Source organism: Shewanella rhizosphaerae (assembly GCF_019457655.1).
Classification (GTDB): Bacteria; Pseudomonadota; Gammaproteobacteria; order Enterobacterales; family Shewanellaceae; genus Shewanella; species Shewanella loihica.
This window is the reverse complement of sequence record NZ_CP080420.1, coordinates 1,795,058-1,819,748: the sequence shown is the minus strand read 5'-3', so window position 1 is coordinate 1,819,748 and position 24,691 is coordinate 1,795,058. Positions and strand designations below refer to the sequence as shown.

Sequence of the window (24,691 nt, the reverse complement as noted above, 5' to 3'; positions counted from 1 at the left end):
CAATTAAGGATCAAGCTCATGCAAGATAGATTTGTTCACTGCATAGCTCAACTGCCTCAACCTTTGGCAGATCAATTAGTCCCTTTATTGAACCAGGACTTTGTGGGGCATATGGACGCCCAGCAGGTAGCTGACTTAGCCGCTGCCACTCAGATGAGCCAGGATGAGTTGCTGTTAGCCCTGCTGCCTATCGCCGCCGCACTTGCCAAGCCGCCCATTAGCGAGTTTTATGTGGGCGCCATCGCCAAGGGCGCCAGCGGCGACATCTACATGGGGGCCAACCTGGAACTGGACGGCGAAGCCCTGTTCCATAGCGTCCATGCCGAGCAGAGCGCCATCAGCCACGCCTGGTTAAGCGGTGAGACTGGCATCGAAGATATCATAGTCAACGCCTCTCCCTGTGGTCACTGTCGCCAATTTATGAACGAGTTAGTCGAGGGCCAAGCCATCCGCATCCACCTGCCGGAGCAGGCGACTCAGCCCTTGTCTCACTATCTGCCCTATGCCTTCGGTCCGGCCGATCTGAATATCAAGACACCACTGCTCTCCAAACAGCAACACGAGTTTGCCCTGGAAAGCGCCGATCCTATGATCATCGAGGCGCTGGATCATCTCAGCCTGAGCTACGCGCCCTATAGTGAAAGCTATGCCGCCGTGGTGTTAGAGACCCGAGATGGCGCGACCTTCTGCGGCCGCTATGCGGAAAATGCCGCCTTCAACCCTTCCATGTTGCCGATGCAGATGGCATTGTCGGCCATGGCCAGGAATAACCGTGATTTCAGCGAGATCAATCGCGCCGTGTTGATCGAATCCAGCCAGGGCAAGATCTCCCTGGTAGGCGCCACCATGGATGCCCTGCACGCGGTTGCCGCCGTGGAACTTGAACACATCATGGTCGATCCGGTTTAAGGTCTGATTCCACACCTTAAGGATCAAAAAAGGACTGCTTGGCAGTCCTTTTTATTATCTAACAAGCAGGTTATAGATACCTGGATGCTGGCATTAGCCGCGACTCTTCTCCAGACGCGCTAACAGGCTTGAAGTATCCCAGCGCTGTCCACCTTGGGCCTGAACCTCGCTATAGAACTGATCCACCAATGCGGTTAACGGCAGGTGTGAGCCGTTACGGCGCGCCTCACCCAGGGCGATGCCTAAGTCTTTGCGCATCCAGTCGACGGCGAAACCAAAGTCATATTGACCCTGCCACATGGTTTGATAGCGATTCTCCATCTGCCAAGATTGTGCGGCGCCTTTGCTGATCACCTCAACCACCTTCTCGCCATCTAGGCCGGCGCTGCGAGCAAAATGCAAGCCTTCGGCCAGCCCCTGTACCACACCGGCGATACAGATCTGATTCACCATCTTAGTCAGCTGACCGCTGCCCACTTCACCCAGCAACTCGGCGCAGCGAGCATAGGCCTGCATCACCGGCTTCGCAGCCTCGAAGTTGGCCGTTTCGCCGCCCACCATGACGGTCAACACGCCGTTCTCGGCGCCGGCCTGTCCGCCAGAAACTGGCGCATCGATAAAACCAACCCCTTTGGCCTTAGCCGCGGCGCCAAGTTCGCGCGCCACATCTGCCGATGCCGTGGTGTGGTCGACCAGTATGCTACCCGGCGCCATGGCCGCCAGCGCGCCGGTATCACCCAGCACCACAGAGCGCAGATCGTCATCGTTACCGACACAGACAAACACAAAGTCTTGTCCCTTGGCGGCCTCATTTGGGGTGGCACACCAGTTACCGCCATAGGTATCACACCAGGCCTGTGCCTTGGCTTGAGTACGGTTGTAGACAGTTACCTCATGACCATGCTTCACCAGATGCCCCGCCATAGGGTATCCCATCACGCCTAATCCTAAAAATGCTACCTTTGCCATCTTCTGTCCTATCTCTTTGTTGTTTAATACTGCCTGTTCACCTTCTTGAAGAAAGGTTTTATTTGGGGGTACAAGGCCTCGAAGGCTGTAAATACGCGGGCATATTGTGCCACATGAGCAGCCTCGGGTTCGAATTTTTCACCAAGGCGGCACATCTGACCTCTGGCACTGGCGAGATCTGGGTAGAACCCAGCGCCCACAGCGCAGCACATGGCGGCGCCAAGTCCCGAAGCTTCATGCAGCGATAAACGCTCCACGCGGCGATTAAAAATATCGGCGCACATCTGCATCACCAGGTCGCTCTGGGCGCCGCCACCCGTGATGCGAACCACCTTGAAGGGTGAGCCCTTGAGTCTTTCCAGGCGAAGCAGCCCCTGTTTGAGGGTCATCAGGATCCCTTCGATGGCGGCGCGGTACAGATGCAGCCTGCCATGCTCTGGGGTAAAGCCGACTATGCTGCCTCTCGCCTCAGGGCCTGGATAGATAACGCCCTGGGCCCAGAGCGGGCTCAGCAAAAGACCATCTGCGCCCACAGGCACCTTGGCAATAGCCTGGGTGATATACTGCTCAGAGCTGATGCCAAGCCTGCAGGCCTCGGCCACATCCTTGGCGCCAAACTGCTCGATGAGCCAGCTCAGCAGCCAGAAGCCACGCTCTAGCTGGATCTCGGTAATATAGTCATTTGCTTCGATCGAGGGAAAAGCAGGAAGATAACGATAGGCCTCGCGGTAGCGCTCACCGCCCCAGGCGAGTATGGCCGCGCTGCCAAGGCTAATACAGGCAATCTCCTCTTCACCACAGCCTGCGGCGTAGACTTCGCAGGCCTTGTCGGCACCGGCGCCATAGACGGCAAGGCCCGGCGTTAAACCAGAATCCTTGGCGAAATGCTCACTCACCTGGCCCAACTGGTCGGTCGGGGCGGTCAAGGGCACCATCTGCGATGGACGGCAAGCAAGCGCCTGCCAACGCCAGCTGCGCGGATGCGCCCAGGCTTTGCGGCGATAATCGAAGGGAAGATAGGCGACCTGTGAGGCCTGACTATCAACTAGCCTGCCGGTGATCTGTCCGATGAGGTAGCCGCTAAGCAGCCCCACCTTATCGGCAGCAGCTAGCCTGTCTTTTTGATGCTCTAGAAGATAGTTCACCTTCGCCGCGCGGCGCAGATAGGCGATACGCCGACTGAGACCGATACAGAAAAACCCCAGACGATAGTACCAGGCCATGGGCGGCAGATTATCGCTCGCCAGGCGTCTGTCGGACCACATGTAGACAGGCGATATCGCCTGCCCCGCGTCATCGAGCAGCACAGTGCAGGCCCTTTGGGTGGTCAGCGCCATCCCCTTGATCTGACTTGGCAACACCTGAGTGTGCTCAAACAGGCCGCGGATCACATCCACCAGTTGGCGATAACAATAATCGGCCGATTGCTCACTCTCACCAGGTGCGCCGTCACGATAAGGCTGCACGGCATGCTGCCGTTTAGCCACTAGCTGTCCCTGGCGGTCGAACACTAAGGCCCTAACGCTCTGGGTGCCATAGTCCAGGGCGAGAAAATAGGGATTCTCGCCCGTGCTAGCAGTAGAAGCGGGAGTTGAAGTTAAGGTCATAGACAATAATAAAAGACCAAAGCCTAAGGCTTGAGGTGGGCCTCCATCTCGGCACCGATCTTCTTACGCATCTCCATCAGGCGGATGGCAGAGTCGCGCATCACCTTGTCCGACTCGGTGACTGGCACCCACTCGGGTACTGGAGAGGGTTGACCAGAATCGTCCACCGCCACCATGATCACGATACAGTGGGTGGTAAGATGTCGCTCTGGATGTTTGGGGTCGCCCGCCTTCACGTCTATCCCCAGGTGCATCGAGGTGCGACCTGTATAGATCACCTTGGCTCCCACCTCGACGATATTGCCCACATGAATGGGTTTGACGAAACGTATCCCCCCGGCGTAGGCGGTGATGCAGTACTTGCCACTCCACCCCGCCGCGCAGGCATAGGCGGCTAAATCGATCCATTTCATGACCGCGCCACCATGGACTTTGCCACCGAAGTTTACATCGGCCGGCTCGGCCAAAAATCGCAGGGTGATCTCTCTATCTTGTCCCGCCATCACAGCCACCTTATCTCATTGATTAAAACTAAAGTGTACTGCAAATACCTTGGCGATAGTAACTAAGAATCATGCGATTAGCGCAATTATCCCCAATTGATCACCGCAAGACAAGCCGCAAGGATCAGCGGTAGACTCAGGCGAAACAGCCAAAGCAGGGCTTGCTCGCCAAAAATGCTTGAAACCTTGACGAAACGATACAGGCCTATCCCCAGCAGGAACAGCACAAGTACCTCGACGCCGGCGGCCAGGTTGGTCTCTCCGCCGCTATAGATGGCGGTGACCAGCAGCGCAAACCACACAGTGGCAAAGGCCGCAGAGGCAAGGATAAAAGTCTTGAGGCCTACAGGCAGACTAAAGGAATGCTCACCACGAATGAGTCCATTGAGGTTAGCGATGAGTAGACCAACCAAGGGCATTAACGGAACAACGACAGGATTTAACACTTTGACACCATCAGAGTGAAGTTAACAGAGCCAGATTATCCGCCCAGATTTCGTCGCTGCCAAGAGAGATGAATTAAGCTTCATCCCGGCGCCATTTCGCCTTCATTCAAACATAAAAAAAGCACCATTAAGGTGCTTTTTTACTTTAAAACCGAGGCTTACTCGCCACGTTTAAACAACAATGAACCGTTAGTGCCACCAAAGCCGAACGAGTTACACAGGGCGTAATCGAACGCGTGACTACGTGCCGTGTGGGGCACGAAATCGAGATCGCAACCTTCGTCTGGGTTATCCAGGTTGATGGTCGGCGGGATCATCTGATCGCGCAGAGCAAGCAAGGTGATGATCGCCTCAACGGCACCGGCCGCACCTAGCAGGTGGCCTGTCATCGACTTGGTAGAGCTGACCAGCAGGTTGTAGGCATGGTCGCCAAACACACTCTTCACCGCAGAGGCCTCGGCCTTATCGCCTGCAGGTGTTGAGGTGCCGTGGGCATTAATGTAACCCACGAGCTGCTTGTCGATAGCCGCATCCTTGATGGCGTTTTCCATCGCCAGGGCTGCACCTGCACCATCGGCCGGCGGCGAGGTCATATGGAAGGCGTCGCCGCTCATACCAAAGCCAACTAGCTCACCATAGATGGTCGCGCCGCGCGCCTTAGCGTGCTCATACTCTTCCATCACCATGATGCCGGCGCCGTCACCTATGACAAAACCATCTCTGTCTTTGTCCCAAGGACGACTTGCAGCGACAGGATCTTCGTTACGAGTCGACAGCGCCTTGGCCGAACCGAAGCCACCGACGGCCAGCGGACAGGTCACATCTTCTGCGCCACCGGCAATCATCACGTCGGCATCGCCGTAGGCTATGGTGCGCGCGGCAAAGCCGATGTTGTGTACGCCCGTAGTACAGGCGGTGGTGACCGCAAAGTTAGGGCCTGTCATGCCGTACTTGATCGACAGGTGACCGGCAATCATGTTGATGATGGTGCTTGGCACGAAAAATGGCGAGATCTTGCGAGGACCGCCCTTCAACAAGGCTGTGTGGGCCGCCTCGATCAGTGGCATACCGCCCATACCGGCGCCGATGGCTGTACCGACACGTGTGGGATCTTCCACTTCCATATTCAAACCGGCATCTTCGATCGCCTGGATACCCGCCGCCATGCCGTATTGGATAAAGAGATCCATCTTGCGGGCTTCTTTCTTTGGCAGGTACTGCTCTACGTCAAAATCTTTGACCGAGCCGCTGAAACGAGTAGAGAACTCGCTGGCATCAAATTTGGTTATCGGTGCGATACCGCTCTGTCCCGCAAGCAGGGCTTTCCAGGACGCCTCTACGGTATTGCCCACAGGGGTAACAAGACCAATACCTGTGACGACTACACGACGTTTAGACACGTTTTCACCTTTCACTAGAATGAGATGGGAGGCCTCAAAGGAGACCGGAAAAACAAGGCTTATTAGGTTATAGCACAGGAAACTCAGGCGGGCATCTGCCCTCTCCTGCTACTAGCCCTCAAACAAAAACAGGCGGCATAATTGCCGCCTGTTTTAGAGAATTCAGTATTACTGATTCTTAGAAACGTAATCGATCGCTGCTTGAACAGTAGTGATCTTTTCAGCTTCTTCATCAGGGATCTCAGTGTCAAACTCTTCTTCTAGAGCCATTACCAACTCAACGGTGTCCAGAGAATCTGCACCTAGGTCGTCAACGAAAGATGCTGCTGGTTTTACGTCTTCTTCTTTAACGCCCAGTTGCTCGATAATGATTTTCTTTACACGTTCTTCGATGTTGCTCATTAGTTTTCTTTCCTATTCAAATTACGCACTTGCGTAAGATTGCGAGTAGTTTATTCAATTTGGCACACAATGCAAGCTTAACTTTTGTGGTCTAACCACAAAACCTACGTAAGTCTACGCCAAAAATCAATCAAAATCAGTCAGTTGTTATAACCGACGTTTAAACCATGTACATGCCGCCGTTTACATGCAGAGTTTCCCCTGTGATGTAAGCCGCTGAATCCGATGCTAAAAACAGTACAGCATTTGCAATCTCTTGCGGCTGTCCCAGTCTTTCCATAGGAACTTGTGACATAATACCTTTTTGCTGCTCTTCCGTCAGCTCATCCGTCATATCGGTCTGGATAAACCCAGGAGCAATAGCATTCACTGTTATTTGACGAGATGCAACCTCTCTTGCAAGAGATTTTGTAAATCCAATCAAACCAGCCTTAGCTGCGCAATAGTTTGTCTGACCTGCATTGCCCATTGTGCCTACAACAGAGCCAATGTTAATAATACGGCCACTGCGCTTCTTCATCATTGCACGTAACACCTGCTTAGAGGTGCGATAGAGAGAGGTCAGGTTGGTATCTATGATATCCGTCCACTCATCTTCCTTCATACGCATCAAGAGATTGTCGCGCGTGATACCCGCATTGTTTACCAGAATATCAACTTCACCGACTTTTTCTTTGATCGAGGCAAATAAATGGTCAATTGACTCACCGTCGGTGACATTTAATACTAATCCATGACCTTTATCACCCAGATATTCCTGGATAGCGGCTGCGCCGCGCTCGCTGGTCGCGGTGCCGATAACCAGCGCACCGGCCTCGACCAATGTTTCTGCAACCGCACGGCCAATACCGCGGCTAGCACCAGTGACCAGGGCAACCTTGCCGGTTAAATCTAGATTGAAACTCATCTATTACTCCTTATTCACTCAGCGCGGCAACAGAGGCGGGATCGTTCGCCACTTTCGCACTCAGCGATTTATTAATTCTTTTCGCTAACCCGGTAAGTACCTTACCAGGGCCCACTTCAACCAGCTGGCTAACGCCCTCAGCGGCCATCTTCTCAACGGTCTCGGACCATCTGACCGGGCAGTAAAGCTGACGCACTAGGGCATCTTTGATGGCTTCGACTGACTCAGGCATGGCGACATCAACGTTGTTGACAACAGGAATGCTAGGCGCACTGAAGCTTAGCGCGTCCAGCGCCTTGGCCAACTCATCCGCCGCAGGCTTCATCAATTGACAGTGAGACGGCACGCTCACAGGCAAGGCAACGGCCATCTTGGCACCGGCCGCCTTACAGGCATCTGCCGCACGCTCAACCGCCGCTTTCTCACCTGCGATGACCACTTGACCTGGGCTGTTAAAGTTAACCGGTGCAACCACCTCACCCTGGGCCGCCTCTTCACAGGCTTTAGCTATGCCGTCGTTATCCAGACCGATAATAGCAAACATGGCGCCGGTACCAGCAGGCACCGCCTGTTGCATCAGCTGACCACGAAGTTCAACCAATTTAACAGCGTCTTTAAAATCGATCACACCTGCGCACACCAGCGCCGAGTACTCACCTAGGCTGTGGCCGGCAAGCAAGGCTGGCTTAGACGCAGAAGTGGCTTGGATAGCGCGCCAGATGGCGACGCTTGCGGTAAGCAATGCAGGCTGGGTCTTATCGGTCTGATTCAGAGACTCGGCAGGTCCCTCTTGTACCAGTTGCCACAAATCATAGCCTAACACTTCGCTCGCTTCGGCGAAGGTTTGACCGACGACTTCATGTTCCCCCGCCAGGTCGGCCAACATGCCTACGGCCTGAGAACCTTGCCCAGGGAAGACATAAGCAATCTTTTCCATTTTTATATACCTTTACTAAATCAATGTATTCTAGTACTAAAATCGACTAAAAACGAACGAGCGCGCTGCCCCAGGCAAATCCGGCACCGAAGGCCTCGAGAAGCAGAAGCTGACCACGTTGGATACGTCCGTCGCGCACCGCCTCATCAAGGGCGATAGGCACAGAGGCGGCCGAGGTATTACCATGTTTGGCCAGGGTCAATACCACCTTGTCCAAGCTCATATCGAGCTTCTTGGCGGTCGCCTTGATGATGCGGAAATTCGCCTGATGAGGCACCAGCCAGTCGATCTCAGATTTATCAATCTGATTGATACGTAGCGTCTCAGTGACTACATGGGAAAGCTGAGTCACGGCGACCTTGAAGACGTCGTTACCCTTCATCGTCATATAACCGACGGCCTCTGAAGACTCACTGGCTCTTGGCGGGAAGGAACATTTCAGCAGATCACCTTGACGGCCATCGGCGTAGATATGGGTCGAGATGATGCCCGGCTCTTCTGATGCGCCCACAACGGCGGCGCCGGCGCCATCACCGAACAAAATGATGGTGGTGCGATCTTCAGGCTCACACAGACGTGACAGGACATCGGCGCCAATCACCAAGACTTTCTTGGCGGCGCCCGTCTTCACAAACTGATCGGCAACCGATAAGGCATAGACAAAGCCTGAGCAGGCGGCGGCGACATCGAAGGCCGGAATGGTGTGCACGCCCAGCATAGCCTGAATTTCACAGGCCGCGGCAGGAAAGGCGTTGTTGGCACTCGTGGTGCCACATACGATCATATCCAGCTCGCTAGGGTCTACCCCTGCCATTTCCAGGGCGCGCACGGCAGCGGCGTAGCCCATGGTTGATACTGATTCGTCTTCGGCGGCTATTCTGCGCTCTGAAATACCGGTACGTTCAACAATCCACTGGTCACTGGTATCCACCATCTTTTCCAGATCTTGATTGCTACGGACTTGCGCTGGCAAATAACTACCAGTTCCGAGAATTTTTGTATGCATAAGGAGATATCAGTTATTTATGTCTAAAAGGATCGACTCAAGACGCTCTTCGATCATCTTGGGGAGTCGACGTTGTGCTTCGGTCACTGCCAAACTAATTGCTTGTAAATAGGCAGATTCATCCGCACTTCCATGACTTTTTACTACAATTCCGCGCAATCCTATCAGACTTGCTCCGTTATAGTGGTCGGGGTTCATCTGATTTAAAACACTATTAATGCGCGGGGCGATTAACTTGGCCAGTAATCGTACGAAAAAGCCTTGAGTTAAGCCTTTCTTCAACTGATGGACGAGGAGCCTTGCAATCCCCTCTGAGGTTTTCAGGGTAATGTTGCCAACGAAACCATCACAGACGATGACGTCGACATTTCCCGAATAGATGTCATCGCCTTCGATAAATCCGGCGTAATTGAGCTGAGGACTTTGCTGCAGTAATTGTCCCGCCTGCTGTACCTGATCGTTACCCTTGATCTCTTCGATGCCCACGTTGAGCAGGGCCACCTTTGGGGCAGGATTCTTATCCACCGCCTCACACAGGACAGAGCCCATCACCGCAAACTGAAACAGGGTTTCCGAGCAGCAGGAGACGTTGGCACCGAGATCGAGCAGATACACGGGTTTATGATTGACTGCCGGTAAGCAGCTAACTAGGGCGGGTCTATCTATGCCGGGAAGCGTCTTGAGCAACACCTTGGAGATGGCCATCAGGGCCCCGGTATTACCCGCGCTTAAACAGGCCTGCGCCTTCTTGTCTCGTACCAGCTCGATCGCCAGACGCATAGAACTTTGCTTGCAGTTGCGCAGCGCATGCACGGGGCGATCGCACATCTTCACCACTTCTGTGGTGTGCACGAGTTCAATACGCGAGAGTAAATCAGATTCAAGGTGGCTTAGCAGAGGTTCGATTTGCGACCTGTCACCCACCATGATGACGTGTAAGAAGGGGTATAAGCGAAGTGCCTGCAGGGTTGCAGGCACTGTGATGCGGGGGCCAAAGTCGCCCCCCATCGCATCTAACGCAAGCGTCAGATTAGTCATCGGCAATCAACAGATTACTTGTTGATAACCTTTTGACCACGGTAGTAACCGTCTGCAGTCACGTTGTGACGACGGTGTAGTTCACCACTCGTTGCATCAACTGACAGTTGAGCAGTGCTCAACGCGTCGTGTGAACGGCGCATACCGCGCTTTGAACGAGATTTTTTATTCTGTTGTACAGCCATTTGACCTGTCTCCTAGATTACTTGCTCTTCAGTTTTTCTAACACTGCAAACGGATTTGGACGCTCCTCTTGAGCGGGTTCAATCTCGCCTACTACTACATCCTGATCGCCTTTGCTGCAGCTTTCTTCTGCATGCATCGGAATCAAAGGCATAGCTACTATCAATTCATCTTCAATCAATTGATGCAGACGAATCTCACCTATCTCATTGCACTCAATAGGGTCATACGCATCCGGGAGCTCATCGATTTCTGCCTCAGACCCGCAAGGGCTAAAACAAAAGTCGACCGTAACCTCAGTGGTAAAAAGCGTCATGCAACGTTGACATATCAGAGTGAGCTCCGTCACAGCCTTCCCTTTCAGGTAGACTATCCCCTGTATATCTACACCACATTCAAGCGACACTGCCACATCGGAACAGTCGCCGGCACATAATTCATTTAATCTTTTTAACTGCACACCGGGAACAATGCCTTCATAAGAAAGCTTGCTGGCCGCCGCGCGTATAGGATCAATTGAAACCGGTATCTTTACTGTTTGCATAAGGCGCGCATATTATAGTTTGAATTACCTTGAGTCAAAGGAAAATTTATCTCCTTTATCGATCCCCTTAACGAAAGCGATAAAACCCATCAATAATTCAAAAATTGTTGGAGTGAAAATTTTACCCAAGGGCCAATGGATACTCAAGCCCCGCACGCTTAAAATAGAAGCATTCGCGCGACCTTAGTCGCCCCTTTTTATTACCCTTGTCTAAATATAGTCCGCACCTTACTTGTCGGTCTAAGCATGCATTTATTTTTGTGTCGCTGCGTAAGAACTTTGCTCACCCATCTCATCTTCTACACGACGCAGTTCTACATTTTTACCCAAGATGGCTTATGATAGCCGCCACTTACATAAAGCTTTACTCCGCAATAGATAACAAGGTAAAACCATGACCCCGGCTATCATACTCGCCTCCACCTCGGTATTTCGTCAGTCTCTACTTCAAAAACTCGCTATCGAGTTTGATACCTGCGCCCCTGAGGTCGATGAGACCCCCATTGCGGGTGAATCGGCTCAGCAACTGGTAACGCGCCTGGCATTAGCCAAGGCCAAGGCGGGCGCAGTGGGCCGTCAGAGCGGGTTCATCATAGGCTCAGATCAAGTCGCCGTGGTCGATGGCGACATCATAGGTAAGCCGCTGACTCGTGCCAGCGCCGTTGCGCAGCTCGAGCGCGTCTCAGGTAAATCCATCACCTTCTATACCGGCCTAGCGCTGTTTAACGTGGCCGATGAGACGAGCGAGGTGATCTGCGAGCCCTTCACCGTACAGTTCAGGGCATTAACGACTGAGCAGATCCAGTACTATGTCGATACTGAGCAGCCGCTCTACTGCGCGGGCAGCTTCAAATCTGAAGGCCTGGGCATAGCTCTATTTGAACGCCTCGAGGGACGGGACCCTAACACTCTGGTTGGCTTGCCTCTGATCGCCCTCACCCAGATGTTACTTAAGCAAGGGGTGGACATCTTGGCGCCGGCGCAGAAATAAAGGTTATCCGCTAATAGCTGATAGTGAATCGTCAGACCTTAATCACTAGCACTATTCACCAACACTTGTTCACAAGTAGATATTCACCAGTACGTACTCACCAGAACATATGTGCCAGCCGGTTTCACCACGGTTGGCAGATTCGAATCCAGGACAAAGGCCTTCGCAAGTCCTTACCGCAGCCCACCGTTAGGCATTCGCTCCACACAATCAAGCATGTTTAGTTTTATTCACTAAATCCAGGCTTCACAAACGGATAAAAACTAGCTACTTTGAAGTTTAAGATTTTCATACGCCAATAACTTAGCGACAAGGAAGTCAATTGCATTTGGGTGGTTAGTTATTATGACCGATCTCGAAGAAGCGCTTGCCTTGCTCGCCGCCCCCTGTATCGACGAGCGATTTTTTCAGCGAGCCCTAAAAGCACTCGCGCTGGTGACTCAGTGTCGCTGGGCGGCCTTCGCCCGCCCCTCGATTCATCGCGGGAAAATAGAGGTGGTCGCTTTTTGCGACGTGAAACAAACCATTCCCGGATTTGAATTCGATCTTATGGGTTCCCCCTGTGAAGCCATCTATCAGATGCGCTATCCCAATACCCATCTCTTGTATGCAAATGATCTGCAGCAGCGCTTTCCCGACTTTCAGCTTATCAAAGATCTCGGCGCAGTCAGCTACCAGGCCGAGTTGATCCTGGACGACGAAGGCGGCCCGATTGGGCATATCTTAGTCATGGATACCCTCCCCCAGCGGGAAAACACTAAGTCACGGGAATTTTTCCGGCTACTCGCCCAGCGAATCGGTATCGAGTACAAGCGCCTGCTGATGTCTAGAGAATTGTCGGTGCACAAGGAGATGATTGCATCGACCCACCACATGATGTCCTTCGTCGGCCTCGACTATCGCTATCATGTGGTGTCTAAAGGCTATGAGCACCTGCTTAACTGTGATGCGAGTGAGATCATCGGTAAACATGCAAGCGAGATCCACGGCAAGACGATATTCGAGACTCACCTCAAGCCACTGCTAGACAGATCCTTCGCCGGGGAATCGATCAACACCCAGACCCGCATCCATCCCCCTTCGGTGTCCGAGCCGCAATACCTCAACGTCCATCACAACCCGCACCAGGATGAAAATGGCCAGATAAGCGGGGTCATAGTCTCGGCTCATAATATTACCGAGCTGCATAAGGCAAAAGAGCAAAGTGAATATCTGGCCTTTCATGACTCGCTGACCCAGCTGCCTAATCGTCTGGCGTTGTTTAATCACTTCGCCGAGTTGCTCTCTAGCCAGCCCAAAAGCCAAGCAGAACTCGCCGTGCTTTATCTGGATCTGGATGATTTCAAGCTGATCAACGACAACTACAACCACCTGGTTGGCGACAAGGTGCTGCAGAAAGTTGCCGAGATCTTAAGGAAGGTATGTCCCGAGGCTGAGATGGTGGCAAGGATCGGCGGCGACGAGTTCATCATATTGCATAGCTTCAATGCTTATGATGAGAGTGACAAACGGCTGGCTATCAACACACTCTGCCTAAGCCTGAATCAGATGCTCGACGAAGGCATTAGGCATGAGGGAGATCATCTTAGGCTCGCCGCCAGTATCGGCTGTCACTGGGTCGAGCCGGATCAAAGAGATGTCTCGGCGCTTATCTGTTTGGCGGACAAATCAATGTACCGCAACAAGCGCCGTAAGCGGCTTAACGAGGCTCGCCAGTGATGAGTGGTAGCAGCGCCAGCGGATGCTCGGCGATGGCGACAGGGTTGGCTTCTCGCAGCTTCAACGCCGAATGGGCGCCATAACTCACCCCTATACCATCTATTCCCGCATTGCTGGCCATGTTGAGATCGTGCACCGAGTCGCCAATCATCACCGCCTTCTCGGGAGCAACATCGAGCAGTGAGAGCAGCTCGTGCAGCATCTGCGGGTGAGGCTTACTCTTGGCTTCATCGGCGCAGCGACTGGCCACAAAGTGCTGATGAAAACCAGTCTCATTAAGCACCCTGTCTAACCCGGCGCGGGCCTTGCCGGTGGCCACCGCCAGTTGATGCCCGGACGCCTTGAGAGACAGGAGTAGCTGCTCTGCGCCGTCAAATACTGGGCTCGGAGTTTGATTAAGCTGCAGATACTGCTGGCGATACACGCTAACCATATTCTGACGGGTCTGCTCGCAGGCGCTCGGATGCAGAACATTTAGCGCTTCATTCATCGACAGACCTATGATGTCGCGAATTGCTTGCTCGCTCGGCACCATCATGCTCAGCTCCCTGGCGGTCTGCTGCATGCAGGCCACAATCTTGCTGACGGAGTCCATCAGGGTGCCATCCCAGTCGAATATCACTAAATCGTATCGTTTCATGCCTTATCCAATTTATTCAACAAGTCTTGTAGTGCCTTATCCAGTGGTGCCTTCACCTGCATCACCTCTTCCGATACCGGATGGGTAAATTTCAGCTGAGCGGCATGGAGAAAGAGACGATTAAGGCCCAACTCGCGCATTGCATCATCGAACTTCTGCTCGCTGTATTTCTCGTCACAGGCGATGGGGTGTCCGGCATACTGGCAATGCACACGGATCTGATGAGTACGTCCGGTAACCGGACTGGCCTGCACCAGGGTGGCACCTTGGTAACGCTGCACCACCTTAAAACGGGTTTCCGAGGGTTTACCCTCCTGGTTGACCCGCACAATACGCTCGCCCGATTTAAGGGTAAGTTTCAACAGCGGCGCATTGATCACCTTGTCATGGTTTTGCCACTCTCCACGAACCAAGGCCATGTAGTCCTTCTGCATCTTCTTGTAACGCAGCTGATCGTGCAGGTGTTTAAGCGCGCTACGCTTCTTGGCGATCAACAAGACGCCCGAAGTTTCCTTATCTAAGCGGTGGACCAGTTCGAGAAACTTCTGCTGGGGTCTGAGCGAGCGCATCGCCTCAATCACGCCAAAATCCACACCACTGCCACCGTGCACAGCAATGCCCGCGGGCTTATTAAGCACTATGATGGCCTTATCTTCAAACAGGATACGCCCCTCGAGTTGCGACACCTTGGTCAACTTGGCACTTGGGCCTGGCTTGTCCTCGCTGGCGGAGACGCGAACAGGTGGGATTCGCACTACATCACCGTCTTGCAGCTTATATTCGGGTTTGATCCGCTTCTTGTTGACGCGTACCTCACCCTTGCGCACGATACGGTAGATCATGCTCTTGGGGACGCCTTTCAGTTTAGTGACCAGAAAGTTATCGATTCGCTGGCCGAGGTTATCCTCGTCGATCGTCACCAGTTCGACTTTATTTAACGCTTGTTGATTGTTCATGCTACGCCTTGTCTCTTTCAAGCTGCACATTGTACATCAGATAACAAGTTTTGTGCCTTTCCATTTGCTGATTTTCAGGATTGTTGCTATATTTGCCACGCCAATGGGGATAAATAGTGAATAAAGTGTTCACAAATCCCCCAATGCAGGCGCGAAGAGCGGAGACTAAAAGCCATTTTTACTGAGTAGTAAGTGATTGACTTACAAGTCGTTGGATAAAAATAAACCGAGAAAACGAGTTTAAACGACTAAACACAGTATCAATGCCACATTTCAACGTGGTTTCTCTAAGAATAGCGCCCCCAAATTTCGAAGTTTACTATTAACTTGTCGTCAGACGAGCACTTATCGATTTTGGCATTACCGGAAAGTACATTAGAATTTATGGGGTTGGTTGACGTTTAACAACGAATTCCTTGTTTTTAGCGATTTTAAAAAATAAGCCATAAATAGGGTGCGACACGCAGCGATTGCGTCTTACAGAGATTGCGCACCCTAGCCCAGACCCAAGCCGTGAGGCTCCACTTACCATTCTGGGCCCGTAATGCATCGACAACAGCTACGTTTGATGACCTTATTTTAAGAAGAAATACGTCATCATGAAACGGATGTTAATTAATGCGACTCAATCTGAAGAGTTGCGCGTTGCCCTCGTTGATGGGCAACAACTGTACGATCTCGACATTGAGAGTCCTGGTCACGAGCAGAAGAAAGCCAACATCTACAAGGGTAAAATCACCCGCGTAGAACCCTCTCTCGAAGCGGCTTTCGTCGACTATGGCGCCGAGCGTCATGGTTTCCTTCCCCTCAAAGAAATTGCACGCGAATACTTCCCTAAAGGTTACTCTTTCCAAGGCCGTCCTAACATCAAAGAGGTGGTTAAAGAGGGCCAGGAAGTCATAGTACAGATTGACAAAGAAGAGCGTGGCAACAAGGGCGCGGCCCTGACCACCTTCATCAGTCTGGCAGGCTCTTACCTGGTGCTGATGCCAAACAACCCTCGCGCCGGCGGTATCTCTCGTCGAATCGAAGGCGATGAGCGTACCGAGCTAAAAGCAGCCATGTCAGAGCTGGAAGTGCCGCAAGGCATGGGGCTTATCGTGCGCACCGCCGGTGTAGGTAAAGACGCTGCCGAGCTGAAATGGGACCTTAAGGTTCTTCAGCACCACTGGGCTGCCATCGAAGAAGCGGCGCAAAACCGCCCTGCACCTTTCCTGATCCATCAGGAAAGTAACGTTATCGTTCGCGCCATCCGCGACTACCTACGCCGCGACGTTGGCGAAGTACTGATCGACCATCAGCGTATCTACGAACAGGCCAAACAACACGTGGCTTTGGTGCGTCCTGACTTTGTCGATCGTATCAAGCGCTACGAGGCGGAAGTACCGCTGTTTACCCATTTCCAGATTGAAACTCAGATCGAATCTGCCTTCCAGCGTGAAGTGCGTCTTCCTTCTGGTGGTTCTATCGTTATCGATCCAACCGAAGCATTGACCTCAATCGATATCAACTCGGCCCGTGCGACTAAGGGCGGCGATATCGAAGAAACTGCGCTCAATACCAACCTTGAAGCGGCCGACGAGATTGCCCGTCAGCTGCGTCTGCGTGACTTGGGCGGCCTGGTCGTTATCGATTTCATCGACATGACACCGGTCAGACATCAACGCGAAGTCGAAAACAGAATGCGCGACGCCGTGCATCACGACAGAGCCCGTGTTCAACTGGGCCGCATCTCTCGCTTCGGTCTGATGGAGATGTCGCGTCAGCGTCTGCGTCCGTCACTGGAAGAGTCTGCCGCGCACCTGTGTCCACGCTGTCATGGCCAGGGCACCATCCGTGGTACCGAATCACTGGCGCTCTCTATCCTGCGTCTGATGGAAGAGGAAGCGATCAAAGAGAACACCTCTCAGATTGAAGCGATCGTCCCTGTCGATGTCGCCGCCTTCCTGCTCAACGAAAAGCGTAAAGCCATTCGTATCACTGAGCAGCGTCATGATGTCGAAGTCTATGTGATCCCTGATCCAAACATGACGACACCTGACTACCGTGTGACCCGCCACCGCAAAGACGATCAGATCAGCGAGTCAAGCTACAAGTTGCTCGAGCAGCCTGAGTCTAAGCTCTACGAGCCGCGCAAACTAGAGCGCGCCGCATCACCTGAGCCAGCACTGAAAGGCTTCTCGACACCGGTTAAGGATGCCCCAACCCAGGCGGCTCCCGCGCCAGCCAAGCCAGCTGAAAAGGCTCAAGAGCCAGGTTTAATTGCCAAGCTATTTGCCGCCATCGGCAAGCTGTTTGGTGGTGAGCCAGAGCAGCCAAAGGAAGAGGTCAAGAAAGAGCAGCCTCGTCGCAACGCGCAAAACCGTAACAGTCGTCGCAACAACCGTCGCAACGATACACGTAAGGGCCGCGACGAAGGCAAAGAGACAGACAACAAGCGCAGCCGTAGTGCCAAGCCTGATGACGCGGATAGCCGCAGTGCGAAGAGCCGTAATGAGAAACGCCAAAAGCGTGACCGTGACGACAAGCCGCAGAGTCAGAACAAAGACACAGAAAGCCAAGCGCAACACCCAAAGCAAGAAGCCGCTCGCGAGCGTCGTCAACGCCGCAACATGCGCCGCAAGGTACGTGTGCAGTCTGAGCAGCAGCTTGCCGATGAGGCCGCACTCGCCGTCGAGGTTGCCGAGATGGCCAACGACGAGCAGGTACAAGTGCCAGCCGCAGAAGCCACTGCAGAGGATAAGCCACAGCGTCAGAAGCGTCAGCCACGTAAGAGCAAGCCTAAGCAGGAAAAAGTCGACAAGCTAGAAGACGAGACTCAAGCCGAGCAAGTCGCCGCTGAAGACACAGCCGGCGAACAGCCAGCTGTCGAGACTCAGGCAGCGAGCGAACCTCAAACAGCAGTCGATACCGAAGTGACAGCACAAGTCGAAGCGCATGCAGACGAAGCTCAAGCAGAAGAGGCTAGTGCTCAACAGCAAGAAGGCGAGTCAGAAGGCAAACGCGAGCCAAGAGAAGGCCAACGTCGTAGTCGTCGTAGCCCACGTCATCTGCGCGCCGCCGGTCAACGTCGTCGCCGCGATGAAGAAGGCAATGGTGAAGTTAACAATGGCGAGCCCGCCTTCATTCCAAACGAGGTGGAAACCGCGCCTCTGCTGGGTGAGCAACTTGACCTAGAAGGCAGCGTTGTTGAAGCCGCTAGCGAAGTACAGACACCTGTGACTGAGCAAGAAACGGTTAAACAAGAGGCTAACGAAGTAACTACAGTCGCCGAAACTACTGTGATCGAAACCACAGTCACCGAAACGACTGTCACCGAGGAAGCACCTGCTAAAGCGGCTGCCGAAGAAGCTTCTCAAGAAGAGAGCAAGCCTAAGTCAAGACGTCGTGCACCTAAGGCCAAAGTCGCTTCTGAAGAGGAAACCTCTGTAGAAGAAACTCAGCAGAGCCTACCACTGGCAGGCGAGGCGAAAGCCAGTCTGAAAGAGGAAGTTCAGGCGGAACTGGATCTAACCAGCACACCTGAAGAGGTTAAGGCCAGCCAGGAAGCGGCGCCTCAAGTTGATGACGTCGCAGCGCAGACCGAAGAGCCAGTGGCAGTAGAAACTGCGCCAGTCGAGACGCCTGAAGTCGAAGTTGAAGCTAAGACTGAAACTGAAGCGCCAGTTACTGAAGCGCCTGCAGCCAAAGAGAGCAGCGCCGCCTCTGCCCCTATGGCAAAGCCAGCAGCCGTACCAGCCCCAACCGCTAAGGTGAAACCTGCGGCTAAAGTTGAGGCAACGCCAGCAGAGGAAAAGCCAGAAGAGAAGGCTAGCGACGAGGCTGAGAAGCCTGCGCCTAAGGCCACCAGCCGCTTTGGTTCCATGGTGAGTTCTACCATGACCAAACCTGAGGTAGAAGCCAGGACGCTCGTCGACACCCCATCGGGACGTCAATATGAAGCCACGGCAAAAGAAGCGTCGGCCGAGCCAGTGAAACGCGGTAACAGCGCAAACTCGGAAATGGCACGCCCCTAAGGTATACTAAGCCTTAAGTCAAAAAAGCCATGCAATAATGCATGGCTTTTTATTTTATTGGCGCCACTATTTTGCTAGTATGCGCGACCGAAAATAACTCAACTAACATATTAATAACAGAGGCTAAATGTTCGATCTTATTCGTCACAAAACCAGCAGCCACAGAGCCGACCTGTTGTCGGGACTCACGGTTGCCTTGGCATTGGTCCCCGAAGCCGTTGCTTTTGCTTTCGTCGCCGGTGTCGAGCCTATGGTCGGCCTATACGCCGCCTTCATCATGGGACTGGTCACCGCCCTTATCGGCGGTCGTCCCGGCATGATCTCTGGCGCCACGGGTGCCATGGCGGTTGTCATGGTGGCACTGGTCAGCGAACATGGGGTGCAATACCTCTTTGCGGCGGTCGTGCTGGCTGGCCTGATACAGGTGACTTGTGGCCTGTTTAAGCTGGGAAAATTTATCCGTATCGTGCCCTATCCGGTAATGATAGGCTTCGTGAACGGTCTGGCCATAGTGATCTTTCTGGCGCAACTTGGCCAGTTTAAGGTCCCCGACGCTAACGGTGTGTTAACCTGGCTGCCACAGGATCAATTGATCCTCATGCTGGGTCTAGTGGCCCTCACCATGGCGATCATCCACTTCCTGCCTAAGCTTACCACGGCGTTTCCATCATCGCTGGCGGCGATCCTAACGGTGACCGCCATCGTGGTCTACTTCGAACTCGATACCCGCAACGTGTTGGATTTCTTGAAATCCATGTCTGGTGACGAGCATGCGACTATAGCCGGTAACCTGCCAAGCTTCGCCATTCCCTCTGTGCCCTTTAACCTGGAGACGCTGTCGATCATCCTGCCCTACTCCTTTATCTTGGCAGCCGTTGGTCTTATCGAGTCACTGCTGACCCTGACGGTGATCGATGAGATGACCAGCACCCGAGGCAAAGGCAACAAGGAATGTGTCGGCCAGGGCATAGGTAACATCACCAGTGGCTTCTTCGGCGCCATGGGTGGCTGCGCCATGATAGGTCAGTCGATGATCAACATTAACTCGGGTGGACGCGGCAGACTCTCGGGCATCACGGCGGCCATTGCCCTACTCACCTTTATCCTGTTCGGCTCGGCGCTGATCGAGATGATCCCACTGGCGGCGCTTGTGGGGGTGATGTTCATGGTGGTACTGGGCACATTCGAGTGGGCAAGCTTCAAGGTGATGCGTAAGGTGCCTAAGCATGATGCCTTCGTGATCCTACTGGTGACTGTGGTGACTGTGTTTACCGATCTCGCCTTTGCGGTATTTGTCGGCGTTATTGTCTCAGCGCTGGTCTTTGCTTGGGAGCACGCCAAACATATCAACGTCGATGTGAGCGAAGATGCCAACGGCTGGAAAGTCTATAAGCTAAACGGTCCGCTATTCTTCGGTTCAGTTGCCGAGTTCTTAGAGCTGTTCCACGCCAAGACAGATCCACAAGATGTGATTGTCGACTTCCAAAACTCTCGCGTGTGCGATCACTCGGCCCTCGAAGCCATAGACACCCTTGCCGAGCGCTATGTGAGTGCGGGTAAGCGACTGCATCTGCGTCACCTCAGCCACGACTGTAAGCAGCTGCTGCATAAGGCGGGCGACTTGGTGGAGGTCAACCTGATCGAAGATCCTCACTACAAGGTGGCCGACGACAAACTCGACTCTTAGGGCGTTCAGCGCCAGATAAGCTGGCTAACCCTTAACAACAAAAAAGGCGCATGATGCGCCTTTTTTTATTATCCGCCGCCCGACTTGAGCCGCTCCTTAAACAGGGCCTTTATCTTATCCACCTTGGGCTTGACTACCATCTGACAGTAGGGCTGTTGCCCATTCTGCTCGAAGTAGGCATCGTGATAAGGCTCGGCGGGATAGAAGTTATCCAGCGCCACCAGCTCTGTGACTATGGGCTTATCGAAGATGTTGGCCTCGGTCAGCCTGTCTATCATCTGACTTGCGGCCCTAATCTGCTCATCGTCATGTGCAAAGATCGCCGAGCGATACTGGGTACCGACGTCATTACCCTGCCGATTCAGGGTGGTGGGATCATGGCTCTGCCAGAAGACCTCCAGCAGCTCATCAAAGCTGATGATATGACTGTCGAACTCTATCTGCACCACCTCGGCATGGCCTGTATCACCGGCGCAGACCGCGCGGTAGTTAGCGCTGGAGGCATCCCCACCCGCATATCCAGACTTCACCGCTATCACGCCTCTTAGCTGACTAAACACCGCCTCGAGACACCAGAAGCAGCCACCGCCTAAGGTCGCCCATCGAATATGACTGTCATCGCTCTGCTGCGTCGCTTCGCCTTTGAAGACCATGGAGACAGAGTTCACGCAGTGGCGCAAATTCTTGTCTGTCAGGTATTCTCCCTCAAACACATGGCCTAAATGCGCGCCGCACTGAGCGCACACTATCTCCACCCTATGCCCATCGGCATCGGGCAATCGTTTGACCGCCCCAGGGATCTCATCATCGAAGGCAGGCCAGCCACAATGGGCGTTAAACTTATGCTCGGACAGATAGAGAGGCGCATCACAGCGCTTACAGTGATAGACACCAGGCGCATCGTGCTGGTTATACTCGCCACTAAAGGGGCGCTCGGTCCCCTTGCTCTCAATCACATACCGCTCAAATTCCGTTAGTTCACGCATAGTTAAAGACTCTTGCACTCCTGTACCGCTAATACGACCCTTAGGGTCAATAAGATCACACTACTCACAATAGCAGATAAAAGACCTAGTAAATAGGTAGGTTATTACATGATTATATCAATTATCGGCTGTTTATTAGCTAGCCTATGATTTTAATGATGAAAATATTAGCGGTGATCTAGCCTCTTCTTATGGCCAAACAATGAAAACGTGATTTTTATCACACCCAATTGCCCAAAGGCGATCCCAGGGGTACACTGCCTGCGGGGTTCAATAACAAGAAAACAAAATATGAAATTAGAAACAATAGATTACCGTGCTCAGGACAGCGCCCCGCGCTTCGTTGAGTCCTTGCGTGAAACTGGATTTGGCGTACTCTCAAATCACCCAATCGACAAGGCCTTAGTAGATACCATCTATGAAGAGTGGCAAGCCTTCTTCAATAGCGATGAGAAACATGACTACCTATTTAAGCCGGAGACCCACGATGGTTTCTTCCCGGCCGATGTTTCTGAAACCGCTAAGGGTCATACGGTTAAAGATATTAAAGAGTATTACCATGTTTACCCTTGGGGCCGTATCCCCGATTCCCTCAGGGAAAACATTCTGCGCTATTACCAGGAAGCCAATGCCCTTGCCGAAGAGCTGCTAGGTTGGGTGGAAGCTCATACACCGGCAGAAGTGGCGGTCAATTACTCTATCGCCCTGCCTAAGATGATCGAAAACAGCCACAAGACGCTGCTGCGTATCCTTCACTATCCACCGATGTCGGGCGACGAGGAGCTAGGCGCCATTCGCGCCGCGGCTCACGAAGATATTAACCTGCTTACCGTACTACCGGCCGCTAACGAGCCAGGCCTGCAGGTAAAAGCCAAATCGGGCGAATGGTTAGACGTACCGAGCGATTTCGGTAACCTGATCATCAACATAGGTGACATGCTCCAGGAAGCATCAGGCGGCTACTTCCCATCGACGACCCACAGGGTGGTTAACCCAGAGGGCGCCGACAAGACACGCTCGCGCATCTCTCTGCCCCTCTTCCTACATCCTAAGCCAGAGGTGGTCCTGTCAGAGCGTTACACCGCCGACAGCTATCTGATGGAGCGTCTGAGAGAATTAGGCGTTATCTAACCTCCTCGACTAAGATAAAAAGCGCCTCAGGGCGCTTTTTATTTATGATTTTTAAGCCATATCAAGGTAAAATCCCTCCCCAAATTTGCACAGAGACAGAGTACAGAGATGGCAATTCAGTGGTTTCCAGGCCATATGCACAAGGCGCGCAAAGAGATAGCAGAGGTGATGCCTCAGGTCGATCTGGTGATCGAGGTACTCGACGCCCGTATCCCCTACAGCAGCGAAAACCCTATGGTCACCAGTTTGCGCGGTGACAGACCCTGTATCAAACTGCTCAACAAGTCAGATCTGGCCGATCCCGAGATCACCCAGCGCTGGATTGACTATCTTGAGCAGGAGCAAGGGGTAAAGGCGATGGCCATCACCACCTTGCAGGCTGCCCAGGTGCGTAAGGTCCCTGAACTCTGCCGTAAGCTGGTGCCTAGTCGCGACAAGATAGAGAAAGATATCCGCACCATGATCATGGGGATCCCTAACGTAGGTAAATCAACCATTATCAATACCTTGGCGGGCAGAGTGATTGCCAAAACGGGTAATGAGCCTGCGGTGACCAAGACCCAGCAGCGTATCAATCTGAAAAATGGCATCGTACTGTCAGACACCCCGGGCATTCTCTGGCCTAAGGTGGACAACGAGGCCAGCGGCTATCGCCTTGCGGTAACCGGTGCCATCAAAGATACGGCAATGGAATATGAAGATGTAGCCATGTTTGCCGCCGAATACTTCCTCAAGGCCTATCCCGATGCCATGCTTGAGCGTTATAAGCTTAAAGAGTTACCCAATGACGATATCGGCCTGCTCGAAGCGATCGGCCGTAAGCGCGGCGCGCTGAGACCGGGTGGCAGAATCGATCTGCACAAGGCTTCTGAGCTTCTGCTGCATGAGTTCCGCTCGGGTAAGATAGGTCAGTTGTCACTGGAGACTCCAGAGATGGCCGAGGCCGAGAAGGCGGAAGTGGCTCGGATCCTGGCCGAAAAAGAGGCGGAGAAACAGGCCAAAATCGAGGCCGAGCGCCTGAAACGCTCCGGCGTTCGTCATAACGACTAATCTGTCTGATTGAAATACTGACATTTCACCGCTTGCAAGGTGATGCGCTTGGGACTATTCCAATAGGCGTCAGTTGCAAGCGGTTTTATCTTCTATAGCCTTACCTCATTACCGTCTCGCCCAACGCAGCCTTGCTTACTTAGCTCTACTTATTAAGCACTACTTGTTAGCCCAGCTTACCTTAGCTACTTAGCAATCTGTGACAGCAGCTCTTCACAGCTCTGTTGCAGTAAATCCAAAACCTGCTCGAAGCCATCATCGCCGCCATAGTAAGGATCTGGCACCTCCCGATCCCCCTCCCCAAGAAAAGAGAGCATTAAGGCCAGCTTATACTGATGGTGAGCCGGGCAGCGCGCACGCAGATCGCGAAGATTTGCCTTATCGGCCGCCAGGATAAGGTCGAAACGTTCAAAATCTTCATCTGTCACGCCTCTGGCGCGAATACCGCTAAAATCTAGTCCGCGGCGCTCGCCTGCCAAGCGCGCCCGTCTGTCAGGGCCCTCCCCCTCATGGTAGGCTGAGGTGCCCGCCGAATCGCAGCCGATAGACAAGCCGCGCTCGCTGAGCAGCCCCCTAAACACAGCCTCGGCCGTCGGTGAACGGCAGATATTCCCGAGACAGACAAATAGGACAGAGTTAACCTTAGACATAGCCTTCCTTTCTT

The 24,691-nt window shown here is 53.1% G+C and carries 23 protein-coding genes; 7 read left to right on the top strand and 16 right to left on the bottom strand.

The features are described from left to right. Positions 1-18: 18 nt before the first annotated feature. Complete coding sequence (gene cdd, locus K0I63_RS08245) at positions 19-909, top strand: cytidine deaminase (RefSeq protein WP_220083105.1); 891 nt, start codon at positions 19-21, stop codon at positions 907-909. Positions 910-1,002: 93 nt separating this feature from the next. Here cdd and K0I63_RS08240 read toward each other — a convergent pair whose 3' ends face one another. The 12 genes from K0I63_RS08240 to yceD all read right to left on the bottom strand — a co-directional run bounded on the left by K0I63_RS08240 (position 1,003) and on the right by yceD (position 10,851). Continuing rightward, the gene (locus tag K0I63_RS08240) at positions 1,003-1,878 is read right to left on the bottom strand and encodes an NAD(P)-dependent oxidoreductase (protein ID WP_220083104.1); all 876 of its coding nucleotides are present in this window, start codon (positions 1,876-1,878) and stop codon (positions 1,003-1,005) included. Positions 1,879-1,901: 23 nt separating this feature from the next. Further along, positions 1,902-3,485, bottom strand: a complete 1,584-nt coding sequence (locus tag K0I63_RS08235) for an FGGY-family carbohydrate kinase (RefSeq protein WP_220083103.1) — start codon at positions 3,483-3,485, stop codon at positions 1,902-1,904. A gap of 23 nt (positions 3,486-3,508) precedes the next feature. After that, positions 3,509-3,988 carry an acyl-CoA thioesterase gene (locus tag K0I63_RS08230; protein WP_144198743.1) on the bottom strand — a complete coding sequence of 160 codons (480 nt, stop codon included), beginning with the start codon at positions 3,986-3,988 and terminating at the stop codon, positions 3,509-3,511. 86 nt (positions 3,989-4,074) lie between these two features. Then, the gene (locus K0I63_RS08225; RefSeq protein WP_220083102.1) at positions 4,075-4,434 is read right to left on the bottom strand and encodes a hypothetical protein; all 360 of its coding nucleotides are present in this window, start codon (positions 4,432-4,434) and stop codon (positions 4,075-4,077) included. Between the two features lie 158 nt (positions 4,435-4,592). Continuing rightward, positions 4,593-5,834, bottom strand: a complete 1,242-nt coding sequence (fabF, locus tag K0I63_RS08220; protein WP_220083101.1) for a beta-ketoacyl-ACP synthase II — start codon at positions 5,832-5,834, stop codon at positions 4,593-4,595. Between the two features lie 168 nt (positions 5,835-6,002). After that, entirely contained in the window at positions 6,003-6,236 is a 234-nt protein-coding gene (gene acpP, locus K0I63_RS08215; RefSeq protein WP_011865403.1) for an acyl carrier protein, read from the bottom strand. Between the two features lie 160 nt (positions 6,237-6,396). After that, the gene (fabG, locus tag K0I63_RS08210) at positions 6,397-7,143 is read right to left on the bottom strand and encodes a 3-oxoacyl-ACP reductase FabG (protein WP_144198741.1); all 747 of its coding nucleotides are present in this window, start codon (positions 7,141-7,143) and stop codon (positions 6,397-6,399) included. Positions 7,144-7,153: 10 nt separating this feature from the next. Further along, positions 7,154-8,080 (bottom strand): ACP S-malonyltransferase, encoded by a 927-nt coding sequence (fabD, locus tag K0I63_RS08205; protein ID WP_220083100.1) that lies wholly within the window; start codon positions 8,078-8,080, stop codon positions 7,154-7,156. A gap of 46 nt (positions 8,081-8,126) precedes the next feature. After that, complete coding sequence (locus K0I63_RS08200) at positions 8,127-9,086, bottom strand: beta-ketoacyl-ACP synthase III (RefSeq protein ID WP_011865400.1); 960 nt, start codon at positions 9,084-9,086, stop codon at positions 8,127-8,129. 9 nt (positions 9,087-9,095) lie between these two features. Next, the gene (plsX, locus tag K0I63_RS08195) at positions 9,096-10,124 is read right to left on the bottom strand and encodes a phosphate acyltransferase PlsX (protein WP_011865399.1); all 1,029 of its coding nucleotides are present in this window, start codon (positions 10,122-10,124) and stop codon (positions 9,096-9,098) included. 14 nt (positions 10,125-10,138) lie between these two features. Continuing rightward, positions 10,139-10,309, bottom strand: a complete 171-nt coding sequence (rpmF, locus tag K0I63_RS08190) for a 50S ribosomal protein L32 (protein WP_011865398.1) — start codon at positions 10,307-10,309, stop codon at positions 10,139-10,141. A 17-nt stretch (positions 10,310-10,326) separates the two neighbouring features. Continuing rightward, positions 10,327-10,851: a 23S rRNA accumulation protein YceD gene (gene yceD / locus K0I63_RS08185; protein ID WP_011865397.1), complete on the bottom strand. Its 525-nt coding sequence runs from the start codon at positions 10,849-10,851 to the stop codon at positions 10,327-10,329. Between the two features lie 394 nt (positions 10,852-11,245). Between yceD and K0I63_RS08180 the strand changes: the two genes are divergently transcribed. Together K0I63_RS08180 and K0I63_RS08175 are read left to right on the top strand one after the other, a co-directional pair. Next, positions 11,246-11,842 (top strand): Maf family protein, encoded by a 597-nt coding sequence (locus K0I63_RS08180; RefSeq protein WP_220083099.1) that lies wholly within the window; start codon positions 11,246-11,248, stop codon positions 11,840-11,842. Between the two features lie 345 nt (positions 11,843-12,187). Then, positions 12,188-13,561 carry a sensor domain-containing diguanylate cyclase gene (locus K0I63_RS08175; protein WP_220083098.1) on the top strand — a complete coding sequence of 458 codons (1,374 nt, stop codon included), beginning with the start codon at positions 12,188-12,190 and terminating at the stop codon, positions 13,559-13,561. On the opposite strand, the gene K0I63_RS08170 is transcribed toward K0I63_RS08175, so the two are convergent. Next, positions 13,542-14,201 (bottom strand): HAD-IA family hydrolase, encoded by a 660-nt coding sequence (locus K0I63_RS08170; RefSeq protein WP_220083097.1) that lies wholly within the window; start codon positions 14,199-14,201, stop codon positions 13,542-13,544. The two genes, K0I63_RS08175 and K0I63_RS08170, sit on opposite strands and share 20 nt — an antisense overlap. After that, positions 14,198-15,157, bottom strand: a complete 960-nt coding sequence (rluC, locus tag K0I63_RS08165) for a 23S rRNA pseudouridine(955/2504/2580) synthase RluC (protein ID WP_220083096.1) — start codon at positions 15,155-15,157, stop codon at positions 14,198-14,200. The genes K0I63_RS08170 and rluC overlap by 4 nt, the downstream gene beginning before the upstream one ends. Positions 15,158-15,756: 599 nt before the next feature. On the opposite strand from rluC, the gene rne reads away from it, so the two are divergent. Continuing rightward, positions 15,757-19,173, top strand: a complete 3,417-nt coding sequence (gene rne, locus K0I63_RS08160) for a ribonuclease E (RefSeq protein ID WP_220083095.1) — start codon at positions 15,757-15,759, stop codon at positions 19,171-19,173. A gap of 127 nt (positions 19,174-19,300) precedes the next feature. Then, positions 19,301-20,860 (top strand): SulP family inorganic anion transporter, encoded by a 1,560-nt coding sequence (locus K0I63_RS08155; protein WP_220083094.1) that lies wholly within the window; start codon positions 19,301-19,303, stop codon positions 20,858-20,860. 68 nt (positions 20,861-20,928) lie between these two features. On the opposite strand, the gene K0I63_RS08150 is transcribed toward K0I63_RS08155, so the two are convergent. After that, positions 20,929-21,846, bottom strand: a complete 918-nt coding sequence (locus K0I63_RS08150) for a bifunctional methionine sulfoxide reductase B/A protein (RefSeq protein WP_220083093.1) — start codon at positions 21,844-21,846, stop codon at positions 20,929-20,931. Between the two features lie 291 nt (positions 21,847-22,137). On the opposite strand from K0I63_RS08150, the gene K0I63_RS08145 reads away from it, so the two are divergent. Continuing rightward, positions 22,138-22,977 (top strand): isopenicillin N synthase family dioxygenase, encoded by an 840-nt coding sequence (locus tag K0I63_RS08145; protein ID WP_220083092.1) that lies wholly within the window; start codon positions 22,138-22,140, stop codon positions 22,975-22,977. Between the two features lie 108 nt (positions 22,978-23,085). Continuing rightward, positions 23,086-24,027 carry a ribosome biogenesis GTPase YlqF gene (ylqF, locus tag K0I63_RS08140; protein WP_220083091.1) on the top strand — a complete coding sequence of 314 codons (942 nt, stop codon included), beginning with the start codon at positions 23,086-23,088 and terminating at the stop codon, positions 24,025-24,027. A gap of 185 nt (positions 24,028-24,212) precedes the next feature. Here the strand turns inward: ylqF and K0I63_RS08135 are convergent, their stop codons facing one another. Next, positions 24,213-24,677, bottom strand: a complete 465-nt coding sequence (locus K0I63_RS08135; RefSeq protein WP_220083090.1) for a low molecular weight protein-tyrosine-phosphatase — start codon at positions 24,675-24,677, stop codon at positions 24,213-24,215. Positions 24,678-24,691 lie beyond the last annotated feature (14 nt).